This window comes from Stenotrophomonas sp. YAU14D1_LEIMI4_1, from assembly GCF_003086815.1.
Classification (GTDB): domain Bacteria; phylum Pseudomonadota; class Gammaproteobacteria; order Xanthomonadales; family Xanthomonadaceae; genus Stenotrophomonas.
In genome coordinates, this window is record NZ_CP025997.1 from 3157548 (window position 1) to 3180963 (window position 23416).

The 23416-nt window shown below is 65.6% G+C and carries 17 protein-coding genes; 6 read left to right on the forward strand and 11 right to left on the reverse strand.

Annotation, left to right across the window (positions count from 1 at the left end; genetic code table 11):
- Window positions 1-378: 378 nt before the first annotated feature.
- Genes C1932_RS14725 through mtgA form a run of 3 tightly spaced genes read right to left on the reverse strand, consistent with a single transcriptional unit; the run spans window position 379 to window position 2577 of the window.
- Window positions 379-810, reverse strand: coding sequence for a CBS domain-containing protein (locus C1932_RS14725; protein ID WP_108753866.1), 432 nt, complete (start codon window positions 808-810; stop codon window positions 379-381).
- Window positions 770-1789: a glycosyltransferase family 2 protein gene (locus C1932_RS14730; RefSeq protein ID WP_108762664.1), complete on the reverse strand. Its 1020-nt coding sequence runs from the start codon at window positions 1787-1789 to the stop codon at window positions 770-772. The genes C1932_RS14725 and C1932_RS14730 overlap by 41 nt, the downstream gene beginning before the upstream one ends.
- Before the next feature lie 44 nt (window positions 1790-1833).
- The gene (gene mtgA / locus C1932_RS14735) at window positions 1834-2577 is read right to left on the reverse strand and encodes a monofunctional biosynthetic peptidoglycan transglycosylase (protein ID WP_108762665.1); all 744 of its coding nucleotides are present in this window, start codon (window positions 2575-2577) and stop codon (window positions 1834-1836) included.
- A 77-nt stretch (window positions 2578-2654) separates the two neighbouring features.
- Between mtgA and C1932_RS14740 the strand changes: the two genes are divergently transcribed.
- The 3 genes from C1932_RS14740 to C1932_RS14750 all read left to right on the forward strand — a co-directional run bounded on the left by C1932_RS14740 (window position 2655) and on the right by C1932_RS14750 (window position 7797).
- Entirely contained in the window at window positions 2655-3548 is an 894-nt protein-coding gene (locus C1932_RS14740; protein WP_108762666.1) for an Hsp33 family molecular chaperone HslO, read from the forward strand.
- Window positions 3549-3668: 120 nt separating this feature from the next.
- Window positions 3669-4526, forward strand: coding sequence for a hypothetical protein (locus C1932_RS14745; protein ID WP_108753870.1), 858 nt, complete (start codon window positions 3669-3671; stop codon window positions 4524-4526).
- A 376-nt stretch (window positions 4527-4902) separates the two neighbouring features.
- Window positions 4903-7797: a TonB-dependent receptor gene (locus C1932_RS14750; RefSeq protein WP_108762667.1), complete on the forward strand. Its 2895-nt coding sequence runs from the start codon at window positions 4903-4905 to the stop codon at window positions 7795-7797.
- Between the two features lie 151 nt (window positions 7798-7948).
- On the opposite strand, the gene C1932_RS14755 is transcribed toward C1932_RS14750, so the two are convergent.
- The gene (locus tag C1932_RS14755) at window positions 7949-8551 is read right to left on the reverse strand and encodes a TetR/AcrR family transcriptional regulator (protein ID WP_108762668.1); all 603 of its coding nucleotides are present in this window, start codon (window positions 8549-8551) and stop codon (window positions 7949-7951) included.
- 140 nt (window positions 8552-8691) lie between these two features.
- Here C1932_RS14755 and C1932_RS14760 point away from each other — a divergent pair, with 140 nt between their 5' ends.
- Together C1932_RS14760 and C1932_RS14765 are read left to right on the forward strand one after the other, a co-directional pair.
- Window positions 8692-9609 (forward strand): alpha/beta hydrolase, encoded by a 918-nt coding sequence (locus tag C1932_RS14760; RefSeq protein WP_108762669.1) that lies wholly within the window; start codon window positions 8692-8694, stop codon window positions 9607-9609.
- On the forward strand, window positions 9606-12083 hold the full coding sequence (locus C1932_RS14765; RefSeq protein WP_108756929.1) for an acyl-CoA dehydrogenase: 2478 nt from the start codon (window positions 9606-9608) through the stop codon (window positions 12081-12083). The genes C1932_RS14760 and C1932_RS14765 overlap by 4 nt, the downstream gene beginning before the upstream one ends.
- 133 nt (window positions 12084-12216) lie before the next feature.
- Here the strand turns inward: C1932_RS14765 and C1932_RS14770 are convergent, their stop codons facing one another.
- Together C1932_RS14770 and C1932_RS14775 are read right to left on the reverse strand one after the other, a co-directional pair.
- Window positions 12217-12573 carry a DUF1304 domain-containing protein gene (locus C1932_RS14770; RefSeq protein WP_108750793.1) on the reverse strand — a complete coding sequence of 119 codons (357 nt, stop codon included), beginning with the start codon at window positions 12571-12573 and terminating at the stop codon, window positions 12217-12219.
- A gap of 78 nt (window positions 12574-12651) precedes the next feature.
- Window positions 12652-13980, reverse strand: coding sequence for an MFS transporter (locus tag C1932_RS14775; protein WP_108762670.1), 1329 nt, complete (start codon window positions 13978-13980; stop codon window positions 12652-12654).
- A gap of 283 nt (window positions 13981-14263) precedes the next feature.
- Between C1932_RS14775 and C1932_RS14780 the strand changes: the two genes are divergently transcribed.
- On the forward strand, window positions 14264-15652 hold the full coding sequence (locus C1932_RS14780; RefSeq protein ID WP_108762671.1) for a serine hydrolase domain-containing protein: 1389 nt from the start codon (window positions 14264-14266) through the stop codon (window positions 15650-15652).
- Window positions 15653-15959: 307 nt separating this feature from the next.
- Here C1932_RS14780 and C1932_RS19950 read toward each other — a convergent pair whose 3' ends face one another.
- The 5 genes from C1932_RS19950 to C1932_RS14805 form a co-directional block, all read right to left on the reverse strand.
- Window positions 15960-16718, reverse strand: a complete 759-nt coding sequence (locus tag C1932_RS19950) for a histone (protein WP_199911967.1) — start codon at window positions 16716-16718, stop codon at window positions 15960-15962.
- Window positions 16719-17223: 505 nt separating this feature from the next.
- Complete coding sequence (gene gcvH / locus C1932_RS14790; RefSeq protein WP_108756933.1) at window positions 17224-17619, reverse strand: glycine cleavage system protein GcvH; 396 nt, start codon at window positions 17617-17619, stop codon at window positions 17224-17226.
- A gap of 93 nt (window positions 17620-17712) precedes the next feature.
- Window positions 17713-18825, reverse strand: coding sequence for a glycine cleavage system aminomethyltransferase GcvT (gene gcvT, locus C1932_RS14795; protein ID WP_108762673.1), 1113 nt, complete (start codon window positions 18823-18825; stop codon window positions 17713-17715).
- Between the two features lie 603 nt (window positions 18826-19428).
- Window positions 19429-20172: a FadR/GntR family transcriptional regulator gene (locus C1932_RS14800; protein ID WP_108753879.1), complete on the reverse strand. Its 744-nt coding sequence runs from the start codon at window positions 20170-20172 to the stop codon at window positions 19429-19431.
- Between the two features lie 102 nt (window positions 20173-20274).
- On the reverse strand, window positions 20275-23160 hold the full coding sequence (locus tag C1932_RS14805; RefSeq protein WP_108762674.1) for a TonB-dependent receptor: 2886 nt from the start codon (window positions 23158-23160) through the stop codon (window positions 20275-20277).
- Window positions 23161-23416 lie beyond the last annotated feature (256 nt).

The following is a 23416-nucleotide window of genomic DNA, read 5'->3' on the forward strand; positions in this document are numbered from 1 at the left end:
TTTGCTGCGCGCGCGGAACGAGAGCGGAAACTCAAAATCAAAATCAAAAGCTGTGCCAACCAAGGTTGGCACCTACCAGAAGCGGGTGGTCGGCAGCAGCGGATGATCGGCAGAAGCGCGTGATCGGCAGACGCAGATGGTCGGCGCTGAAACGCACCGCGCTCGCAGGAACGTATCCAGAGGCGGAGAGCATGGCCGTGCAGGACCGTAGGCGCCAAGGACGGCGCCTACGAGCTACATGGACGTATTTACCGCGTGTCCTGCACGGCCATGCCCTCCGCCTCCCCACGCATCAGGAAGGCGCTGCTCTTGCGCTCTGGCTCTGGCTCTGGCTTCTCAAAAGCGGGCCGGCGGGCTGCAAGCCCGCCAGCGAAAAAACTACCCGGCCACGATGTACTGCTGCAGATGATCCAGCTCGCGCCGCTGCGCATCGATCACCGACTTCACCAGATCGCCGATGGAAATCACCCCCAGCACCTGCCCGCCTTCCACCACCGGCAGATGGCGGATACGGTAATCGGTCACCAGCTGCAGGCAATGCTCCACCTGCTCTCCCGGTGCCACAGTCACCACCTGCGCGGTCATGATTTCCGCAACGGCGGTGTCACGCGAGGAGCGGTCGCGCAGCACGATCTTGCGTGCGTAGTCGCGCTCGGAAAGGATGCCGACCAGGCGCGGGCCGTCCATCACCAGCACCGCACCGATGCCCTTTTCGGCCATCAGCCGGATCGCATCGATCACCGCGGCGCCAGGGGCGACCGCGTGCACTTCAGGGGACTTGCCGTCCAACAGTTGCCGTACCGACGTCATCTGCCTGCCCTCCCAGGGTGGGTTGCAGGGCCGATTCTGCCACGCCCGGTGCCAACCACGCGTCAACCAGGTACAGCGGCCGCTGCTTGGACTCTTCGTACAGCCGGCCCAGGTACTCGCCGATCAGCCCCAGGGCGATCAACTGCACCCCGCCCAGAAACAGGATCACCGCCATCATCGTCGGCCAGCCAGCCACACGGTCGCCGTAGAGGGCCGCCTTCACGATCACCCACAGGCCGAACACAAAGGCTACCGCCGCCGTCGCCAGCCCCAGGTAAGTGGCCGCACGCAGCGGCACCGTGGAAAAGCCGGTGATGCCTTCCAGCGCGAAATTCCACAAGCGCCAGAGGCTGAACTTGCTGTTGCCGGCCAGGCGCGCATGCCGGTGGTAGGGCACCGCCACGCGCCGGAACCCGACCCAGCTGAAAAGCCCCTTCATGAACCGATGGCGCTCCCGCAGCTCACGCAGCGCCGAAAGCGCGCGGGGCGACAGCAGACGGAAATCACCGGTGTCGGCCGGAATCGGCGTGGGCGACAGGCGCCCGATCACGCGGTAGAACAGCGCCGCCGTGGTCCGCTTGCTCCAGCTTTCACCGTCACGCACCAGACGGGTGCCATAGACATTGTCGAAGCCTTCGCGCCAGCGCGCGACGAACTGCGGCACCAGTTCTGGCGGGTCCTGGCCATCGGCGTCCAGGATCATGGCGGCACCTTCGCGCACCTGGTCCAGGCCGGCAGTCAGCGCCGCTTCCTTGCCGAAGTTGCGCGACAGGCGCAGGGCCGACACCCGCGCATCCATGGCGGCCAGACCGCAGATCACCGCCCAGGTCTCATCGCTGCTGCCGTCGTCCACATACAGCACGTGGCCGTCGATATCGGCCAGGCCATCGAGCACCGCGCACAGGCGCGGATGCAGCTGCGGCAGCGCCAGCGCTTCGTTGTGGGCGGCAATGACGAACGTCAGGCGGTCACGATTCATGCCCGGATTGTACGTCGCAGGCACGCCTGCGGCCCGCCGCTGCCCTACTCCTGCAGATATCCCGCGCCGCCCAGCTGCCGTGCCTGGCGCTGGATCCACGCCGCTCGCCGCTGCACGTACGGCCCGGGCTTGGCCGCGTTGTAACGGCGCGGCGCCGGCAACACCGCCGCCAGGCGCGCGCTCTCGGCCGGGCTGAGGCGCGCGGCATCCTTGCGCCAGAAGGTCTGCGCCGCCGCCTGCGCGCCATAGACGCCGTCACCGAACTCGGCAATGTTGGCGTACATCTCCAGGATGCGCTGCTTGGGCCAGAACGCTTCGATCAGCACCGTGTACCAGACCTCCAAGCCCTTGCGCACCCAGCTGCGGCCCTGCCACAGGAACAGGTTCTTGGCCACCTGCTGGCTGATCGTGCTGGCGCCGCGCAGGCGACCACCGCGCGCGTTGTGGTCACGCGCCTTCTCGATGGCCTGCAGGTCGAAGCCATTGTGGTCGGGGAAGCGCTGGTCTTCGGCGGCCACCAGCGAAATGGGCAGGCTGGGGGCCATGTCGTCCAGGTCGCGCCACTGGTAATGCAGCCGGTAGGACCAGTCAGCCTGGCCCAGGGCTTCGCCATAGCGCCACAGCATCACCGCGGACAGCGGCGGATCGATGAAGCGCAGCACCAGCACCTGCAGGCAGCTGAACGCCACAAACAGCACCGGCAGCCATAGCAGCTGCCGCCAGCGCCAGCGCCGGCGCTGCGCGACCGGGGCGGCCGCCACCTTGTCCTGCTCTCCCCCTGCCCCCATTACTGGTGCATCCTTCTTCTATCTGGTTGTCGGCGCATTATCCGGCAACCGCCCCTGTTTCCGCGCGATGTGAGCCGATGACCGCCCAATCCGATTCCCTGATCCGCTTCCTGCTGCCCGACGCCGGCGTCCGCGGTGTCCACGTGCGCCTGCACGCCACCTGGCAGAAGATCCTGTCGCACGCGGTCTACCCGGACAACGCCGCCGAACTGCTGGGCCAGGCCAGCGTCGCCTCGGCCCTGTTCACCGGCCATACCAAGGTTGATGGCCGTCTGTCGATCCAGCTGCGCAGCAATACCGCCCTGCGCGCCCTGTTCGCCGAATGCACCGCCGCCGGCACCCTGCGCGGCATTGCCCAGCTGGCCGACGGCGGCGATGCCCCGCGTGACCTGTCTACCCTGGGCGAGGGCGCGCTGCTGGCCATCACCATCGAGAACCCGGGCCTGGACCCGCGCGAGCCGCAGCGTTACCAGAGCCTGGTCGGCCTGAGCGCGGCCGAGCTGGACGAAGCTTTCGAGGACTACTTCCAGCAGTCCGAACAGCTGCCGACCCGCCTGCTGCTGGCCGCCGACCGCGACGGCGCCAGCGGCCTGCTGCTGCAGAAGCTGCCCGGCGACGAGGGCGACGATGATGGCTGGGTGCGCACCAGCGCGCTGTTCGAGACCCTAGGCAAGGCCGAGCTGCTGGCCACCCCGGCCGAAGACCTGCTGCACCGCCTGTTCCACGAGGAAAAGCCGGTGCTGGTAGGGGACAAGCCGCTGTCCTTCGCCTGCTCCTGCTCGCGCGAGCGGGTCGCCTCCATGCTCGAATCGCTGGGTGAAGAAGAAGCCCGTGCGGCCGCCGAGGACACCGGCGCGGTGGAAGTGCGATGCGAATTCTGCGGACAGGAGTATCACTTTCCGTTGACGGAGTTCGGCATACTGTTCCACGGTGCCGAGGGGAATGCACCGGCGCCTGAACGGCTTCAGTAAAACAGACAGGTCTTGTGTTCTGGGGAGGATCAAGGCTTGTTAAGAATTCATAAACACCCTAGGATCGAGTTCCCGCCCCAGCGGGAACTTTCGTCGTCCGCCCCTGTCTGAACTGGTCCGATGCGTACCTTCCTGCGTCTACCGCTGGCCCTGCTGATCGCCCTTGGCGCGATCACGGGCGCGCATGCGCAGAGCAAGGACACCCGCACCGTCATTCCGGTGTGGAACAAGGGCAGCGGCAAGGTCGAAGCCCTGCTGTACCTGGAGCCCACCGGCGAACAGGCCGCTGGCGCTCGCTGGCACTTCGGTCGCAATTCGCTTGATGCCGCTTTCGGTCTGTCCTCGGGCGACTCGCTGGGCCTGCTGTGCAACAGCAGCAGCGGCACCAGCATCAGCGGTCTGGCCAGCCACTGCATGCTGGCCAGCCTGGGCGATGAAGATGACGCGATCGGTGCCAACAACCGCCGCTTCACCGGTACCGCCGCACTCAACCGAGGCAGCAACCGCCTGGGCATCACCGCCGGTACCGGTCGTGAAACCCTGCCGGCGTGGCTGGCTTCGCCGAACAAGACCCCTGCGCTGCGCGCCGAGCAGAACGATCTGACCGTGTTTGCACAGCGCAACATCGGTCGCGAGGGCTTCGTCTCCATTGCCGGCACCTACGCCAAGGCGCGCCTGGTGCCGCTGGCCGACGCCGCACCGGCCATCGTCGACCGCTGGGACAGCAAGAGCCTGAGCCTGGGCGCCGGCTACGGCAATTTCAGCGGCAGCATCATCGGCCGCGTGGTCGATGTGCCCGGCAAGCCGGGCAAGTGGGAAGGCCTGGGCATCGGCCTGACATGGCGCACCCCGTGGTCGGGCCAGCTGACCGTCGGCGCGGAAAACGTCATCAGCCGCGGCAAGAATCCGTTCTCCCCGCGCAACGAGAGCAACGACGACGGCACCGTGCCGTACGTGCGCTACGAACAGGATCTCTGATCCCACCTCTGGCCGGTGAACCGGCCATGTCGCAACAAGGGCGCCTCGGGGCGCCTTTTTTGTTTCCGCGCGCGTCAGATGGCGCCTCTGCCGGGCACAACGGTTACACAACGACACGCCGCGACATGCATCAACTGAAACTTTTTACGCCCCCGCCACGTGCCATAAACCGCCAGCCACTGCGCAGTTAAATTTCAGGCCATTGAAATTAAAGGGTTTTGCTGGATATTCGTGAAAAGTGAGACATGAATTAACACACCTTTAATTTTCCAGCGAGGCTCGTTACTATCGGTTCAGCCTTGCGTTTTTGGAGCCCACTTTGGGCCCCGTCGCCAGGCACTACCCCAGCCAAGATTTCCTTGGAGAGAGAGAGCCAATGAATTTCAAGTCCAACAAGCTGCGCGATGCGGTTGTCATCGCGCTGGTCGCCGGTGCTTCCGTCGCGACCGCCCACGCCCAGGAGGCGACCGGTGCAACCAATCTGGATCGCATCCAGGTCACCGGTTCGCGCATCCGTTCGGTTGATCTGGAAACCCAGCAGCCTGTCCTGACCCTGAGCCGCGAAGCGATCCAGCAGACCGGCCGCACCAACGTGGCCGAAGTACTGCAGCAGATCGCCACCAACGGTGCCGCGATCAATACCCAGTTCAACAACGGTGGCGACGGCTCGGCCGGCGTCGACCTGCGCAACCTGGGTTCGCAGCGCACCCTGGTGCTGGTCAATGGCCGTCGCTGGGTGCAGGCCCTGGACGGTACCGTCGACCTGAACACCATCCCGACCGCCATCGTCGAGCGCATTGAAGTCCTGAAGGACGGCGCCTCGTCGATCTACGGTTCGGACGCGATCGCCGGTGTGGTCAACATCATCACCCGCGACAACTTCAACGGTGGCGAAGCACACGTCTACTACGGCCAGTTCAGCAAGGGTGACGGCGAACGCCAGGCCCTGGACCTGACCCTGGGCAGCAGCAACGACCGCAGCAGCCTGGTGTTCGGCGCGAGCTACGTGAAGGAAAAGGCCGTGATGGCCGGCGCGCGCAAGATCTCGGCTGACCCGGTCTACAGCCTGGGCGCATCGCAGTACAGCGGCCAGACCGCTTCGGGCGGCTTCTGGGACATGACCATCGATGGCGTCGGCACCGACGACTACGATGCGTGGAGCACCCTGGCTGGCAGCGACGACGATGCCACCGCCGACCGCGCCGGTCTGGTGCGTCGCGTTGTGAATGCTGATGCAGATGGCCGCAACCTGGCCAACTATCACTCGTTCACCAACGCCGACCGCTATAACTACGCCGCCGACAACTACCTGCGCACCCCGCAGGAACGCAAGTCGATCTACATCCAGGGCCGTTACGACCTGACCGATTCGATCGCCCTGCGTACCGATGCCCTGTACAACCAGCGCACCTCGGCCCAGCAGCTGGCCGGTTACCCGCTGAGCGCGGGCAGCTACCTGGGCGGTGACCAGGGCCTGTCGGCAGACAGCTACTACAACCCGACCAACGGCACTGCCAACGCGCGCGAACTGAACTGGAACCGCCGCCTGGTCGAGCAGGACCGCTTCTACGAACAGGACGTCAAGACCTTCCATTGGTACGGTGGTCTGGAAGGCTCGTTCGAAGCAGCTGGCCGCTACTTCAACTGGGATGCGGGCGCCAGCTACAACGTGTCCGACCAGATCGACACCCAGATCGGCGACGTCAACATGGGTAACCTGTACGCCGCCACCGGCGCGTCGTTCATGGATACCGATGGCGTGGTCAAGTGCGGTGCCCCGGGCGCCGTCATTGCTGGCTGCGTGCCGTTCAACCCGTTCAGCAGCGCCGGCAACATGCCGCAGGACCAGCTGGACTACATCCTGTTCAACGCCAAGGACAAGTACCAGAACAAGTCCAAGTCGTTCACCGCCAACCTGTCCGGCGACATCGTCGAACTGCCGGGCGGCATGATGGGCTTCGCCGCTGGTGTCGAACGGCGCAAGGAATCGGGCTACGACATGCCGGACGCCTTCGTCTCGGCCGGCCTCAGCTCGGGCAACGCCCGCCAGCCGACCTCCGGTTCGTACGATCTGACCGACGTCTACCTGGAACTGGCCGTGCCGCTGCTGAAGGACCTGCCGGGTGCCAAGTCGCTGGAATTCAGCGCCGCCACCCGCCGTTCGGACTACAGCAACTTCGGTGACACCATCAACAGCAAGTTCGGTTTCAAGTGGAAGCCGATCGAAGACGTGATGGTTCGTGGTAACTGGGCCGAGGGCTTCCGCGCTCCGTCGATCTCCAACCTGTTCGGCGGCGCCAGCCAGTCCTACGACACCTACGGCGATCCCTGCTCGAGCGACAGCCCGTACATCGGCACCGCTGCCGTGGCCCAGCGCTGCGCTGCAGCCGGCATCTCGCCGGCCTACACCCAGCGTGATGGCTACAACAGCCAGACCGCCTATCCGTTCGAGTGGACCTCCAACGAAGGCCTGAAGCCGGAAACCTCGACCTCCAAGAGCCTGGGCATCGTGTTCAGCCCGAGCTTCGTGTCCGGCTTCGACGTGTCGCTGGACTGGTGGAAGATCAACATCAAGGACGTGATCAGCCGCCCGACCGTGGGCTACATGCTGAACCAGTGCTACGTTGAAGGTAACAGCGGCTGGTGCGACGTGGTGGCCAACTCGGGCATCACCCGCAACGCGCTGGGCGATATCACCTACTTCGCACGCTCGCTGCAGAACCTGGGTGAGCTGGAAGTGGAAGGCTACGACCTGACCATGCGCTACCAGCTGCCGGATACCCGCTTCGGTTCGTTCTCCTTCGTGTGGGACAGCGTCTACATGAGCAAGTACCGCACCAAGGCGACCCCGGAATCGGATTGGGATCCGTCGGAAGTGGGCCTGTACTCGCAGAGCGCACCGACCTGGCGCATCCGTTCGAACCTGAGCACCACCTGGACCTACGGTGACTTCGGCGCCAGCTGGACCGTGCGTTACTTCTCGGGCCTGGAAGAAGACTGCGCCTACCCGGACGTGGCCAACCTGTGCAGCAACCCGGACCGCATCGGCCGCGGCGGCGCAGTTGATCCGCGCAACCACCTGGCTTCGACCACCTACCACGACCTGCAGCTGCGCTACAACCTGCCGTGGAACGGTACCGTGTCGGTGGGCGTGAACAACGTGTTCGAGAAGGAACCGCCGGTGGCCACCCAGGCCTTCGCCAACTCCTTCGATTACCAGTACGACACCCCGGGGCGCTACATGTACATGGAGTACCGTCAGCGCTTCTGATCGAGGCCTGTTCGTAGCGTAAAACACCAGGACGGGGCCCTTCGGGGCCCCGTTTCTGTTTCTGTTTCTGCTTCTGTTCCGCACAGCGCGCAACGAAAAAGGCCGTGGCAATGCCACGGCCCTTGGCCAGCACCTGTGGTCCGTTCCAGGATCAACCGTTGGGAATCAACGTCTCGATCAGGTGTTCGACATAGGCTTCGAAATCTTCGCGTGCCTGCTTGGGCTGCTGCAGCTGCAACGACAACTGCAGGAAACCGACATAGGCCGCATACGCCAGCCGCGCACGGTGGCGGGCATCGGTGGAACTCAGTCCTGCCTGGCGGAACGAGGCGATCAGGTAGTCCAAGCGACGCTGCGATACGCGATCGATCACCGGTCGCACCATCGGATGGTCCAGCGCCTTCAGCAGCTCGCTGTAGATGATGTGCGGCTGCACCTCATGGGCCACCATCTGGAACAACTGGCGCAGGCGCGCGCGCGGGTCGGGCACGTCTTCCAGGCTGCCGAACACCTGCTCCTGCTCGAACAGTTCCCAGCGTTCCAGCGCGGCCTGCAGCAGCGCATCGCGCGAGGGGAAGTGCCAGTAGAAACTGCCCTTGGTGACACCCAGGCGGCGAGCCAGCGGCTCCACCGCGACGGCACCTACCCCTTGTTCAGCAATCAGGTCGAGGGCGGCCTGGGCCCAGTCTTCGGCACTCAGGCGGCTGTTGCGGCCGGCGCGCGGTTCGCCGGCGGAAGTGTCAGGTTGATTCATGGGCTGATTTAACCATACGCCGGGGTTCGTTGCAGTATGCCGTTGCGCTGGAAACCGTCATGACCCTTGGGGGGCGGCTTCTGCAGCGCACCATACCGGGCAGTATTGACTTCCTCGACGGCCCATCCATACTATCAAGTATGGTTACCCCTGTTGCTGCCGCTGTGTTCACTGATCTGCGCCTGGAAGCGGCTCACGGCGCGCGCCTGGCCGCCACGGCCAACCAGGCCGGGCGACGCGGCCGCGTGCTGTTCGCGCACGGCTTCGGCCAGACCCGGCACGCCTGGAATGCCACCGCCCGCGCACTGTCCGCCGCCGGCCTGCAGACCCTGGCCTACGATGCGCGCGGCCATGGCGATTCGGACTGGAATGCGGCCGACCTGCCCTACCACGGCGAGCAGTTTGCCGATGACCTGATCGTGCTGGCCGGCGAACAACCGCGACCGCCGGTGCTGGTGGCCGCCTCCATGGGCGGCCTGTTCGGCCTGCTGGCCGAAGCGCGCTGGCCGGGCCTGTTTTCGGCCATGGTGCTGGTGGACATCACCCCGCGCTGGGACACCGCTGGGGTGGAACGCATCCTGGCCTTCATGACCGCCCACCCCGATGGCTTCACCTCGCTGGCGCATGCAGCCGATGTGATTTCCGCCTACCTGCCGCACCGCCCGCGCAAATCCGAAGCATCCCTGCAGGCGCTGCTGCGCGAGGATGGCCACGGCCGCTGGCGCTGGCACTGGGACCCGCGCCTGGTGGCCGAGCTGGCCCGCGACAGCGAACAGCACCAGGGCGCCCTGGCCGAGGCCGCGCGCCAGGTGAAGTGCCCGCTGCTGCTGGTCAGTGGCGGCCGCAGCGACCTGGTCACGCCGCAGACCGTGGCCGAATTCCTGGCATTGGCGCCGCACGCGCGCCACGTACAGTTGCCGCAGGCCACGCACATGGTCGCCGGTGATGACAACGACGCCTTTACCGCTACTGTGTTGGACTATCTGGACGTGTTGCCCGCAGCGGATGCTGCGGCTTCGTCCGCCACAAACGAGCACGTCACCGGAGCACGCTCATGAGCATCGTTCTTCCCTTCCTCGCCCTGCTGCTGGCAGGCGCGTTCGTCGCCTACCACCGCATGCGCCTGGTTACCTGGACGCTGATCAGCGTGGCCCTGCTGGCCATCTGCTGGTTCGTGCCCTACGTGAACCAGACCGCCACGATCGTGGCCGCCGCCGTGCTGGCCGTGATTGCCGTGCCGCTGCTGCTGCCGTTCATCCGCAAGCCGCTGCTGACCGGCCCGATGATGAAGGTGTTCCGCAAGGTGCTGCCGCCGCTGTCGCAGACCGAGCGCATCGCGCTGGAAACCGGTTCGGTCGGTTTCGAGGGCGAGCTGTTCACCGGTGATCCGGACTGGAACATCCTGCTGAACTACCCCAAGCCGCAGCTGACCGCCGAAGAACAGGCCTTCCTGGATGGCCCGGTGGAAGAGCTGTGCACCATGGTCAACGACTGGGAAATCACCCACGTCCACGCTGACCTGCCGCCAGAACTGTGGGCCTTCATCAAGAAGAACAAGTTCTTCGGCATGATCATTCCGAAGGAATACGGCGGCCTGGGCTTCTCCGCGCTGGCCCACCACAAGGTGATCCAGAAGCTGGCCTCGGTGTCTTCGGTGGTCAGCTCCACCGTGGGCGTGCCGAACTCGCTGGGCCCGGGTGAACTGCTGGTGCACTACGGCACCCAGGAACAGAAGGACCAGTACCTGCCGCGCCTGGCCGATGGCCGCGAAGTGCCCTGCTTCGGCCTGACCGGTCCGTTCGCCGGCTCCGACGCCACCTCGATTCCCGACTACGGCATCGTCTGCAAGGGCGAGTGGAACGGCGAGCAGGTGCTGGGCGTCAAGCTGACCTTCGACAAGCGCTACATCACCCTGGCCCCGGTCGCTTCGCTGATCGGCCTGGCGTTCCGCATGTACGACCCGGACGGTCTGATCGGCGATACCCGCGATATCGGCATCACTCTGGGCCTGCTGCCGCGCGACACCGCCGGTGTTGAGATCGGCCGTCGCCACTTCCCGCTGAACTCGACCTTCCAGAACGGTCCGATCAAGGGCAAGGACGTGTTCATTCCGCTCACCCAGCTGATTGGTGGTGCGGCCATGGCCGGCAAGGGCTGGAACATGCTCAACGAGTGCCTGGCCGTGGGCCGCTCGATCACCCTGCCCTCCACCGCCAGCGGCGGCGCCAAGGCCGGTGCGGCCGTTACCGGTGCGTACGCCCGCATCCGCAAGCAGTTCGGCCTGTCGGTCGGCCGCTTCGAAGGCGTGGAAGAAGCGCTGGCCCGCATCGGCGGCAAGGCCTACAAGATCAGCGCGCTGTCGCAGGCCACCGCTGCCGCGGTGGATCGTGGCGACGTGCCGTCGGTGCCGTCGGCCATCGCCAAGTACCACTGCACCAACATGAGCCGCGAAGTGATTTCGGACATGATGGACGTGATTGGCGGCAAGGGCATCATCCTGGGGCCGCGCAACTTCGCCGGCCGCAGCTGGCAGGCCGCGCCGATCGCGATCACCGTGGAAGGCGCCAACATCATGACCCGCAGCCTGCTGATCTTCGGCCAGGGTGCGATCCTCTGCCACCCGTGGGTGCTGAAGGAAATGAAGGCCGCACAGGATCCGGACACCCGCGCCGGTCTGCAGGACTTCGACCGCAGCCTGTTCGGCCACATCCGCTACGGCATTTCCAATGCGGTGCGTTCGTTCTGGTTCGGCCTGACCGGCGCGCGCTTCGGTGCCGCCCCGGGCGACGCCTACACCCGCCGCTACTTCCGCAAGCTGGACCGTTACTCGGCCAACCTGGCGCTGATGGCCGACATCTCGATGATGACCCTCGGCGGCAAGCTGAAGTTCAAGGAATCGCTGTCCGGCCGCCTGGGCGACGTGCTGAGCCATGTCTACATGACCAGCGCCATGCTCAAGCGTTACCACGACGAAGGCGCACCGCAGGCCGACCAGCCGCTGCTGGCCTGGGCCTTCCATGACAGCGTGCACAAGATCGAAGAGTCGCTGTCGGCGGCCCTGCGCAACTTCCCGATCCGTCCGATCGGCTGGCTGATGTGGGCGCTGATCTTCCCGCTGGGCCGTCGTGCCGAAGCCCCGGGCGATCGCCTGAGCCGCCGCGTGGCCGCCCTGCTGATGGCCCCCAACGAAGCCCGCGACCGTCTGGCCAGTGGCGTGTTCCTGACCCCGTGCGAGAACAACCCGGGCGGTCGCATCAACAGCTACCTGAGCAAGGCGATCATGGCCGAGCCGGTGGAGCGAAAGTTCCTGAAGGCGCTGAAGAGCAAGGGCATCGAGGCGCTCGACTTCAAGGCGCAGCTGGACGAGGCCGTAGCCGAAGGCGTGATCACCCAGGACGAGCGCAGCCTGCTGGAAGAACTGCGTACGCTGACCCTGGACACCATCACCGTGGACGACTTCGACACCCACGAACTGCGTGCAGCCAGCTACTACGACCGCCAGCACAAGGACCCGCATTCGCAGGCCGCGTGATCGCCTGGAAGACGCGGACATGAAAACGGCGGGCTTCGGCCCGCCGTTTTTTTGTGCACCGCCCCCGTAGAGTCGAGCTTGCTCGACTGCGGTGCCCGAAAAGCAGTCGAGCAAGCTCGACTCTACCAAGCGATTACGCCGGCACGAACCACCATGCCACGGCGGCCAGCACCGCCGGCAGTGCCTGGATGAAGAAGATCCGCTTGTTCACGCTCCAGGCGCCGTAGCAACCGGCCACGATCACGCAGCCCAGCGAGAAATTCACCAGCATCGGCAGGTGGTCGAACAGGCCCCAGAACAGCCCGGCAGCCAGGAAGCCGTTGTACAGCCCCTGGTTGGCCGCCAGCACGCGGGTGATCTCGGCCTTCTCCGGCGTGTTGCGGAACGTCTTCAGGCCCAGCGGACGGGTCCACAGGAACATTTCCAACACCAGGAAGTAGACGTGCAGCAGGGCGACCAGAAGAGTCAGGGCGAGTGCGATCCAGTACATGGGCGATTCCTTGGATGGATGGATGGGGTGATGGGGTCAGAGCCCTCTCCGTGGGAGAGGGATCCGACCCCGCGCGGCTCAGCGGTCGCGCGGCAGCTTCTTCTCTTCGCGCAGCACGCCGAACGCGGCAGCGGTCATGCACGCCGCTGCCAGGATGCCGCCCACGAATACCACGTGCGAACCGAACAGCGACAGCGCCTTGTGCACCCAGGTGAAGCTGAGGTCGGCGCCGCGGTACACCACGGTGTCGATGGCCGCGCCGGCCTTGTAGCGCCACTGGCGGTCCACGCGGGTGTAGATCGTCTCGCGCGCGGGCTTGAACAGCGAGAACTCGCTGGCGCGGGTCATCACCTGCACCACCGCCACCATCATCGGCAGTGGCGAGGCGGCCAGCACCGAGAACCCGATCAGGATGGCGAATGCGGGAATCAGCAGCGCCGGCGCAATGCCGTGGCGTGACAGCAGCCAGCGGGTCAGGCTGAGCTGCAGCAGCAGGGTCAGCGCGTTGACGGCCAGGTCGATGCGCGAGAAGAACGCCGTGCTGGCCGCCGGATCGGTGAAGGCGGCGCGCACGATGCTGGCCTGCTGGTTGTACAGCAGGGTGCCCACGCCCACGCCGAACACCACCAGCACCGCCAGCCAGCGCAGCAGCGGTTCGCGCACGATCAACTTCAGGCCATCCAGCACGCTGCCGCCCATCGGCTGTTCACCCGACACCAGCTGCTGTTCGCGCTCACGCAGCACCGCCCAGTGACGCAGCCGCCAGATGCAGAACAGGCAGACCACCAGGAACCCGGCCGACACCAGCATCAGGTTGGCGATGCCTACCCGCTGGGCCAGCGCACTGGTGATGATCGGCCCCAGGAACGCGCCCACGGTGCCGGCCGCGCCGATGTAGCCGTACCAGGCGCGCGCCTGGGCGTTGCTGAACACATCGGCCATGAAGCTCCAGAACACCGCCACCGCGAACAGGTTGAACACCATCACCCACAGGAAGAAGGCCATGCCCCGCCCCGGCACGCCACTGTCGAACAGCGCGTAGAAGCCCAGCAGGGTGACGATGAAGAAGCCGTACACCACCGGCAGGAACACCCGGCGCGGAAAACGGCTGACCAGCCAGCCATAGACCGGCTGCAGCACCAGCATGATCAGGAACACGCAGGTGAACAGGAACTGCAGGACGAAGTCCTTCAGGGCGATGCCATGGCTGGCGAACCAGCTGATCAGCAGCGGCGGGAACACCGTTTCCAGATCGGCCGAGGCGGCCATCGCCTCGCGCACCGGGCGCAGCACGTAATAGCCGCTGAGCAGGCAGAAGAAGTACAGGAACGACCACCACAGCGCCGGCGATTCGCGCAGGGCCGTGAACAGCCCACGCAGTGCACCGCTGTTGCCTGCCGCGCTCACGCGGTTCCCCTCGCCTGCGAACGGCGGTTGGACAGCAGCATGGCAGACTCCGGGGCGATGAAGCGCGTACGTTAGCCAATGCACTGCAACATCGCCAGCCGGGTGCTGCACGGCCGGCAGAACCGAGCGTTGCAGCCGCCTTGCCAGGGCGCGCCGCAGCGCGCGATGCAAGCGTCAAAAATCCAACTTTTTCAACGAGATGCGCATTCATCTTCGCTTTGTTTGTGCACAGGCGAAAAGCGGCGCTAGAATCGACCCCAGCAGTCGCGCACGGGTCACCTCGATGAAAAAGAACAGCCTGCGTCGTCCGATCCGATCGGCGACCACTGGTTTGCTGGGCATGCTCATGCCCGTTGCCTTGTCCACCACCGCGCAGACGCCGCCGCCGCTGCCGCCGCTGCCGGCCAACATCGAATCCCACAGCGTGGCCCACACCCAGCCGGCCGCTTACCGCACCGGGCTGGTGCCGCAGGTGCAGTTGCCGGCGGCCGGGTTCAACGTGGCCAACATCGAATCGATGGCGCAGCAGCTGACCTACGGCGAGCGCGTGCCGGGCATGGCCGTGGCCATCGTGCAGGGCGGCCGGGTCATCAGCGCGCGCGGTTATGGCGTGACCGATGTCAACAACCCGCTGCCGGTCGATGCCCACACCGTTTTCCGCCTGGCATCGCTGTCCAAGGCCTTCGCCGGCACCATGGCCGGCCTGCTGGTGAACGATGGCACGCTGCGCTGGGACAGCAAGGTGACCGATTACGTGCCCGGCTTCCGGCTCAATTCGCCCGAAGCCACCGACCGCCTGACCGTGGCCGACGTACTGAGCCATCGCGTGGGCCTGCCGTACAACGCCTACGACCGCGACATCGAAGGCAACGCCGAGTACTACACGCTGACCCAGAAGCTGGCCAACACCAGCCTGAAGTGCCTGCCGGGTGACTGCTACGCGTACCAGAACGTGGCCTTCAGCCTGATCGGTGACGTGGTCTATGCCGCGTCGGGCAGCTTCTATGAACAGTCCGTGGAACGGCGCATCTTCAAGCCGCTGGGCATGAACGATGCCAGCATGGGCCTGGCCGGCATCCAGGCCAGCTCGCGCTGGGCGCGTCCGCACGTGCGCAGCCGCAACGGCTGGGTGTCGCTGACTCCGAAGCCGACCTACTACCGCGTCGCGCCGGCGGCAGGCGTGAACGCCAGCGCCAGCGACATGGCGCAGTGGCTGCTGGCCCACACCGGCCACCGCCCCGACGTACTGCCGGCACCGCTGCTGGCCACCCTGCATTCGAGCCTGATCAACACCCCGGGCGAGATGCGTTCGGGCTGGCGCCGCGAGCGCCTGCATTCGGCCGGCTACGCGCTGGGCTGGCGCACGTTCGATTACGCCGGCCACGACGTGGTGTTCCATGCTGGCGCCGTGCAGGGCTACCGCGGCCTGGTGGCGCTGGTACCCGAACGCGACCTGGGCATTGCGATCATGTGGAATGGCGAAAGCAGCCTGCCCAGCGGCCTGCTGCCGACGGTGCTCGATTCGGCACTGGGCCTGCCCGCACAGCGCTGGCTGGACGTAGATACCGACTTCGGCAGTGACAGCCTGATGGCCGACGGTGCTGCTCCGGCGCAGGACAAGCGCAAGGGCAAGGGTGCTTCGAGCAACCGCGCGGTGGCTTCGCCGCGCTGATCGGGCACACGCCGGTGAACCTGGAAAGGGCGGCCTGCGGGTCGCCCTTTTTGCTTCCGTAGAGTCGAGCTTGCTCGACTGCTCGGGCTTCGTAGAGTCGAGCTTGCTCGACTGCTCGGGCTTCGTAGAGTCGAGCTTGCTCGACTGACCAGCCAAGCAGTCGAGCAAGCTCGACTCTACAAGGGCGGTGGAGCAGTCGAGCAAGCTCGACTCTACAAGGGCGAGGCGGTGGGCGCGGGCATAAAAAAACCCCTTCCCTGCTGGGCAACAGGGAAGGGGTTTCAGGGTACGGCGATCGGGATGGAACTTAGATCAGCGGTGCCGGGGTGGCCGGCAGAGCGACCGGAGCGGCCTTCTTCTTGCGAGCGGCCGGCTTGCGCTTGGCAACCTTCTTCGCTGCCTTCTTCGGGGCAGCCTTCTTGGTGGCCTTCTTGGCAGTCTTCTTGACGGCCTTCTTCACTGCCTTCTTGGCGACCTTCTTGGCCGGCTTACGGGCGGTGGTCTTCTTGGCAGCCTTCTTGGCAGTCTTCTTCACTGCCTTCTTGGCGACCTTCTTGACGGCCTTCTTCGCGGTCTTCTTCGCCGGCTTCTTGGCTACCTTCTTCGCCGCCTTCTTCACTGCCTTCTTCGCAGTGGTCTTCTTGGCGACCTTCTTGGCGACCTTCTTCACCGCCTTCTTTGCCGTTGCCTTCTTCGCGACCTTCTTCACTGCCTTCTTGGCAGCGGCCTTCTTCGCGACCTTCTTCACCGCTTTCTTGGCGGCGGGCTTCTTTTTCGCAGCTTTCTTGGTTGCCATGGGATGGCTCCTCGTCAGTGATAGGGAGTTGAAACGCCCAGGTGGATCAAACCCGCCGATGCTGCGTGCGGGGACCGCCGGCGCGTCAGGCGCGCCGTTACGGATGCGGCAATGTCGGCCCCGGTCGGCGGGACGGACATCGGAAAGGAAAGTGCCGTGCGTTTCTCCGGGGGAAGCAGGGCCCTGTCCACCGTCTTGAGGATCGCGGTGGTCTTGGAGGGATTGCTTCGCATCGGACGATTGATTCGGCGCACTCGGTTGGGCAGGCAAGGTCTGCTGAGGCGAAACCTAATCACGGTTTTTTTTACTGTCAACAACCCCCGCGAAAAATTTTCACATCGCGGCGCCTTGGCGGCGCGCCCGCTGCGGGCCCGGCAGCTCCCGCCGCGCGCCCGTTCGAGCACTGCAACGCGGTGCGACGGCGCACGTGCCGACCAACACGTTGAATAAAAAACACTTGAAATAAGCACTCTGCGTTGATAGGCAGTGACTGACGCAGGATGCACGCGCGGTTGTCGTCGCTACCGCACGATGGCGGCAGCCGCTCTCCAAACGGACCCGCAACGGGGGCAAAAACTTTTCACATCCGGGTGCAGTTCCGCGGGTGCCGAAACACGGATTTGCGCAAAACTGCGCAAGCCCGAACGCATCGTTCGCGCGCAGCGATGGCCGCCACGCGCACCCGGCACACGCACCTTCGGTCCTGGCCGACGCGGGTGCAGAAACGAAAACGGCCACCCGAAGGTGGCCGCTGGTGTTCGCCGGAAACCAGGACTCAGTGGTCCTCGTCTTCCAGTGCTTCGGCGTAGGCGTCCGGATCCAGCAGCTCGTTGAGCTCTTCGGCATTGGACAGCTCGACCACGAACATCCAGCCTTCGCCGTAGGCATCTTCGTTGATGGTTTCCGGCTTGTCGGCCAGCGCCGAGTTGACCTCGACCACCTTGCCGCTGATCGGGCTGTAGACGTCCGAAGCCGCCTTCACCGATTCGACCACGGCGATCTGCTCGCCCGCCTTGGCGTCGGCGCCGACGTCGGGCAGTTCGACATAGACCAGGTCACCCAGCAGGCCCTGGGCGTGGTCGGAAATACCAACGGTAACGCGGCCATTGCCTTCGACGCGGGCCCACTCGTGGGACTTGAGGAACTTGAGGTCGCCGGGGATCTCGCTCATGGAACTGCTCCAGGAATACAGGGGTGTGGAAAGAACGGGGCTAGTGTAACCAACCGGCCGCCACTGCTGTCAGTGACGACCGGCACGTTCGCATCACGCGTCGGCAAGCACGCCCGGTTGGGCCTGGCCTTCGCGCACGAACGGGAACTTGACCACGCGCACCGGTACCTGGCGGCCGCGGATGTCCACGGTCACCTGGCCCAGTTCGCCTGCTGGCACGCGGGCAAACGCGATGCCCTTGGCCAGGCTGGGCGAGAAGGTGCCGGACAGGATCTCGCCCTGGCCGCTGGCGGTGGTCACCGCCTGGCCGTGGCGCAGCACGCCCTTCTCGTCCATCACCAGGCCGATCATCTGGCGCGCGGTGCCGGCGGCCTTCTGCGCCTCCAGCACATCACGGCCGATGAAGTCGCGGCCTTCGTCCAGCGACACGGTCCAGGCCAACGCGGCTTCATACGGGCTGATCTCCTCGTCCATGTCCTGGCCGTAGAGGTTCATGCCCGCTTCCAGACGCAGCGTGTCACGCGCGCCCAGGCCGGCCGGCTTCACCCCGGCGTCGATCAGGCGGTTCCAGAACGCGACCACCGCGTCCTGCGGCAGCAGGATCTCGAAGCCGTCCTCGCCGGTGTAGCCGGTGCGGGCAACGAACAGGTCAACGCCATCGTCGGCCTTGACCTGCAGGGCGGCGAAACGGGTCAGCTTGGCCAGCGCCTCGCGGTCGGCGCCGCCGACCAGGCCAGCGACGCTGTCGCGGGCCTGCGGGCCCTGCACGGCCAGAATGGCCAGGTCCGGGCGCTGCTCCACGCTCACGCCGAACGGTGCGGCCTGTTCGCGCAGCCAGGCCAGATCCTTTTCGCGGGTGGAGGCGTTGACCACCATGCGGAAGAAGTCGTCGGCCAGGTAGTACACGATCAGGTCGTCGATGACGCCGCCGCGGGCATTGAGCATGCACGAGTACAGGGCCTTGCCGGGCACCTTCAGCTTGTCGATGGAGTTGGCCAGCAGGCGGCGCAGGAACGGCTTGACCTGCTCGCCGTGCAGGTCGACCACGGTCATGTGGCTGACGTCGAACACGCCGGCTTGGCGACGCACCAGGTGGTGTTCGTCCAGCTGCGAGCCGTAGTGGATGGGCATGTCCCAACCCCCGAAATCGACCATCTTGGCGCCGAGGGCGCGGTGGGTATCGTTGAGCAGCGTCTTCTGGGTCATGACCGGGTCCGGCAGCAGAGGAAACAAGAACGCGCATTATCCCAGATCGGTCGGCGGCAGGCGTGCCGCAGCGCAGCGGGGGGTGGTGTGAGTTGGGCCGGCCTGCGGCCGGCGGCGCTTTCTACATGCCAGAGCGCAGAGCGCAAAGCCAGAGCCAGGGCACTGCGGCTCTGGGTTGATTCGGCTTGGGCGGGGCGGTGTGGGGTGGTGGGACACGCCGTAAACCCGTCCATGGGGCTCGTAGGCGCCATCCATGGCGCCTGCGGTCCCGCCACCCCACACCGCCCCACCCTTCCGGGTTCACCGGTGACGGCGGGCAAAGGCAAGGGCAAGGGCAAGAGCGGAAAGGGCTCCGACCCCGGGCGAGCGCTTTTGCTTTTTGCTCTTTATTTCTTTTCCGTGGGCTGGACGCGCACGGAAACTGTCAGGGGTCGGGCGGGTTGGGTTCGCGGGGGTGTCCGCGGCATGGATGCCGCGGCCAAGCCTCCAGGGATGGATTCACGGCGTCCCCCGCGAACCCAACCCGCCCGACCCAGCTCGCAATGCCAGTCGAATCCACCGCCGGCCAACCCACGAGGGGCTGCGCCGTTGGCTGGAAACCCCTCAGATGCGGGTGGTGGCCAGGAACCGTTCGCGGTCCTGCTGGGTGCGGCGGCGGATTTCTTCCAGGGCCTGGCTTTCGGTCGCTGCCAGCATCGCCTCGAACAGGCGCTGGAAGTGGTGGCGCATGGCATTGCGGGCGGCCACCGGATCGCGGCTGCGCAGTGCTTCGAAAATGGCCATGTGTTCGTCGGCACGGCTGGCGCCGTCGTCATGGCAGACCCGCGCGTAGACTTCGGTCACCCGCGGCAGCTCGCTGCGCATGCGCCAGATCTGCTGCACGAAATATTCGACCACCGGATTCCCGGACAGGCGCGCGATGGTCAGGTGGAAACGGCGATCGAAGTCGCCCGCCTCGGCATCGGTCAGGTCGCGCCGGCACAGCGCTTCGGCCAGGACCTGCAGTTCGGCGATGCCCGCTTCATCAATGTTGCCGGCCGCCAGCGCCGCCGCTTCGGCCTCGAACACGGCACGCGCGGCGGTAAGGTCGAAAGCACTGACATCGGGCAGGCCGCCGCTGGCCTGGGCCGGACGCGGCTTCACGTAGACGCCCGAACCGATGCGGATGGCGATCCACCCCTGCGCTTCCAGGGCGATCTCGGCTTCGCGGATGGTCACCCGGCTGACGCCGAAACGCTCGGCCAGCTCACGCTCGCCCGGCAGGCGCGAACCCGGCGGGAATTCACCGCCCTCGATCAACGAGCGGAGCTTGGCGGCGATGGTCTGGTAGAGACGGTTGGCGGACATGCGGCTGACCCTTGGCGGTTCCCTCCGGGCCCGTCCCGGGCCACCGTGCGCGGTGCGGGTCCGGTTGGAGCGACGGCGCGACCTGTGGCCGCGCCGCCCTGTTCAGAACTTGTATCGTACACCGAAATACGCGCGTCGCCCGTAGCTCACCACTTCACGGAAGTTGCCGTAAAGCGGCTGGTAGGCCACGCGCGGTTCGTTGGTCAGGTTCATCAGCTCCAACGACAGCGACAGCTGTTTGCTGACCCGGTAGCGCATGCGCAGGTCCACGCTGGTGTTGTCATCGTAGTAGCGGTTCTGCTGCGCGGTGTTGCCGGTGAAATCCTGGTAGTAGTGCGAGCGGAACTTGCCGATGGCCTGGATGTTGAAGCGGCCGACGTCCCAGTAGATGGAGCCGGACAGCACGTGCCGCGAGAAACCGCTCAGCCCGGCCGGCGGCACGATGGCGGGAATGATGCTGCCATCGGCAGCCATCTGCTCGCCCAACCGCGAATCCTGGGTCTGGTAGTCGGCATCGGCGTAGTTGTAGCTGACCTTGAAGCCCAGCCCGTCGAACGGCTTGGGCAGATAGGACAGGCGGTGGGTCGCGGTCAGCTCGAAGCCGGTCAGCGTGCTGTCCTCATCGGTGGTGACCTGCTGGCGCACCGGCACGGTCACCGTCTGCCCATTGAGCGTGTAGGTTTCCGGCACCAGCGCGGTGGCGGTGCCGCCGTTGAACTGCTTCCAGTACACCGCACCGGCCAGCATCGTGTCCGGGTTCGGGTACCACTCCAGCGACAGATCGCCGTTCCAGGACATCAACGGCTGCGCGGCCGGGTTGCCGCTGGCACTGATGTCATCCAGCGCGTCGGCCAGGTCGCCGTAGGTGGCATCGCTGCTGACATTGATGGTGCGCCCTGCCCCCAGCGCGGCGATATCCGGACGCGACATCGCCCGGTAGGCGCCCACCCGCAGCAGCAGGTCCGGCTGCAGTTCGAAGGCGGCATTCAGGCTGGGCAGCAGCTTGTCATTGCCAGCCTTGAAGACCTGGGTGGTGTAGTTGCCGGTGGGCTGCAGGCGGATTGTGCCATCGCCGTTGTCCAGCACCACAAGATCGGTGCGCACGCCTTCGGAACGCACATCGGTCTTCACCCAGCGCAGGCCGACGTTGCCGCTGACCGGCAGGCCCAGCAGGGTGCTGCTGAATTCACCCATCAGGTACAGCGCGCGGGTCTTTTCAGTGACATCGACGTTGTTGGGATCCTGGAAATCCGGATCGAGGCCGCTGGCCAGGCTGCCACGGAACGACTGGTACAGGCAGTCCGGATCGAAGTACGCCCAGGACGAGATCGTGTTGCCGCTGGAGGCGTCCATGAAGTCGTCCTGCGGGAACGGCGCACGGCACGCCTTGTTCGCCGCGATGATCTTCGCCTTGTCGGCGGCCACGCGCTGGTCGTAGTCGGTCACCAGGGTGTTGTCGCGCAGGCGGTAGTCGGCCTGGCTGGCGCGCAGCCCGCCCTTGATGCGGGTGAAGAAGCCCGACTCGGGCGTGAAGCTGCTATCGAAGCGGCCGGCCTTGATCTTGTGATCGTTCTCGGTGGCGCTGGAGGTCACCCGCGCCGCGCCCGAATACGCATCCCAGTTGCTCACATCGAAGTTGGGCGCCAGCGCGATGCTGGGCACCTCGCCGTGCCAATCCCAGTCGTAGTCCACGTAGCCGGTGGCACCGCTGCTGATGCCGGGCACCACGGCGTTGTTGACGTCGCGCTGGTTGGCGCGCAGGCGGGTCATGCGCTCGCTGTCCAGGCGGTTGGTGTGCGAATAGGAAAGATCGGTGGTCAGTTCCCACGCCGGGCTGGGCCGCAGGATCAGGTTCAGGCCGCCACCGGTGTACTCCTCGCCGCGCCAGTAGCGGTTGGACGTGGAATCGATGGAGGTGCTGCCGTGCAGATGGCGCACGATGCCGTTCTCGTCCACCTCGCGCTGGGTGATGCCGCGGCGGGCGTTGGACAGGCTCAGGTCGCTGCGGTTTTCATACCAGTTGCGGTCGGTATGCTCGAAGTCCACGTTCAGCTCGACCACATCGTTGGGCCGCCACTGGATCGCGGCGAACTCGCTCTGGCGGTCGTTGCGTTCCTGTTTCAAGCGGTAGATGCGGCTGCTGGGCACCAGGTAGTACGGCGCCCCGTTGGCGATGGCCTGCGCGCTTACTTCGTTGCAGTTGGCGTTGGCCACGTTCTGCGCGCCGTTGCAGGCGTACCAGGTGGAGCCGCTGGTGATGCTTTCTTCCGGGTCGGTGCCGTCCAGCCGCTGGAAGCCCAGCGAGATGCCCAGCTTCTGCCCATCGCCGAACTCGAACTGATCGATGTAACTGGCGGTGCCGCGGTAGCCGATGCCATCGTCGTCGCGGTACTTCTTGTCATACTCGGCCCAGCTGCCGCGCAGGTCGATCTGCGCCGCACGCTTGCCGTATTCCAGCGGACGTACAGTTTCCAGGCCGATGGTGCCGGCCACGCCGCCCTCGATGATGTCCGCACGCTGGGTCTTGTAGATGGCCACCGTGTTGACCAGCTCGGCCGGGAACATGTTGAAGTTCACCGAACGATCGCCACTGCCGTTGGTGATCTCGCGACCGTTGAAATTGGTGCTGCTGAGGAACGCGCCGAGGCCGCGGATCGAAATTTCAGAAGCGCCGGTCTTGTCACGGGTGGACGCGGCGCCGGTCAGGGTTTCGATGGCATCGGCCAACGACGGCGCCGGCAGATCGCCGATGTCATCGGCCGACAGCACATCGGCAATGACCGTGTCGTCGCGCTTCTTGTTGATCGAACTCTGCATGGATTCGCGGATGCCGGTGACCTGCACCTGCTCCAGCGTGGTCGCGTCCTGGTCCTGCGCGGCCGACTGCGCCTGTACGGTGGGCACTGCCGCCAGCGCTGCCAGCAGTGCCACGATCAGTGGCGTGGGGCACAACGAGGTGTTGCGTACTGCTCCGGCGGTTCGCCGCATGGTCTCCTCCTCCCAAAGGATCGCCTGGATGGCAGGCGTGGGACGCAGCTTCGGCACGCCGATGGCAAGTTGTCAACCAATTGGACTGGGTTTTTATTAATACCTTTGCTTCAGACCAATTCACGGCAAACTTATGTGCTGATGCAGCATGACTTTGCGCGAAAGCTGGCTTACAAAAGACCTCGAAGTGGTATACACACCCGCCCCGAAACGACACTCACACTGTCCCTGGAAGGTTCGCATGCGCCTCTTATCG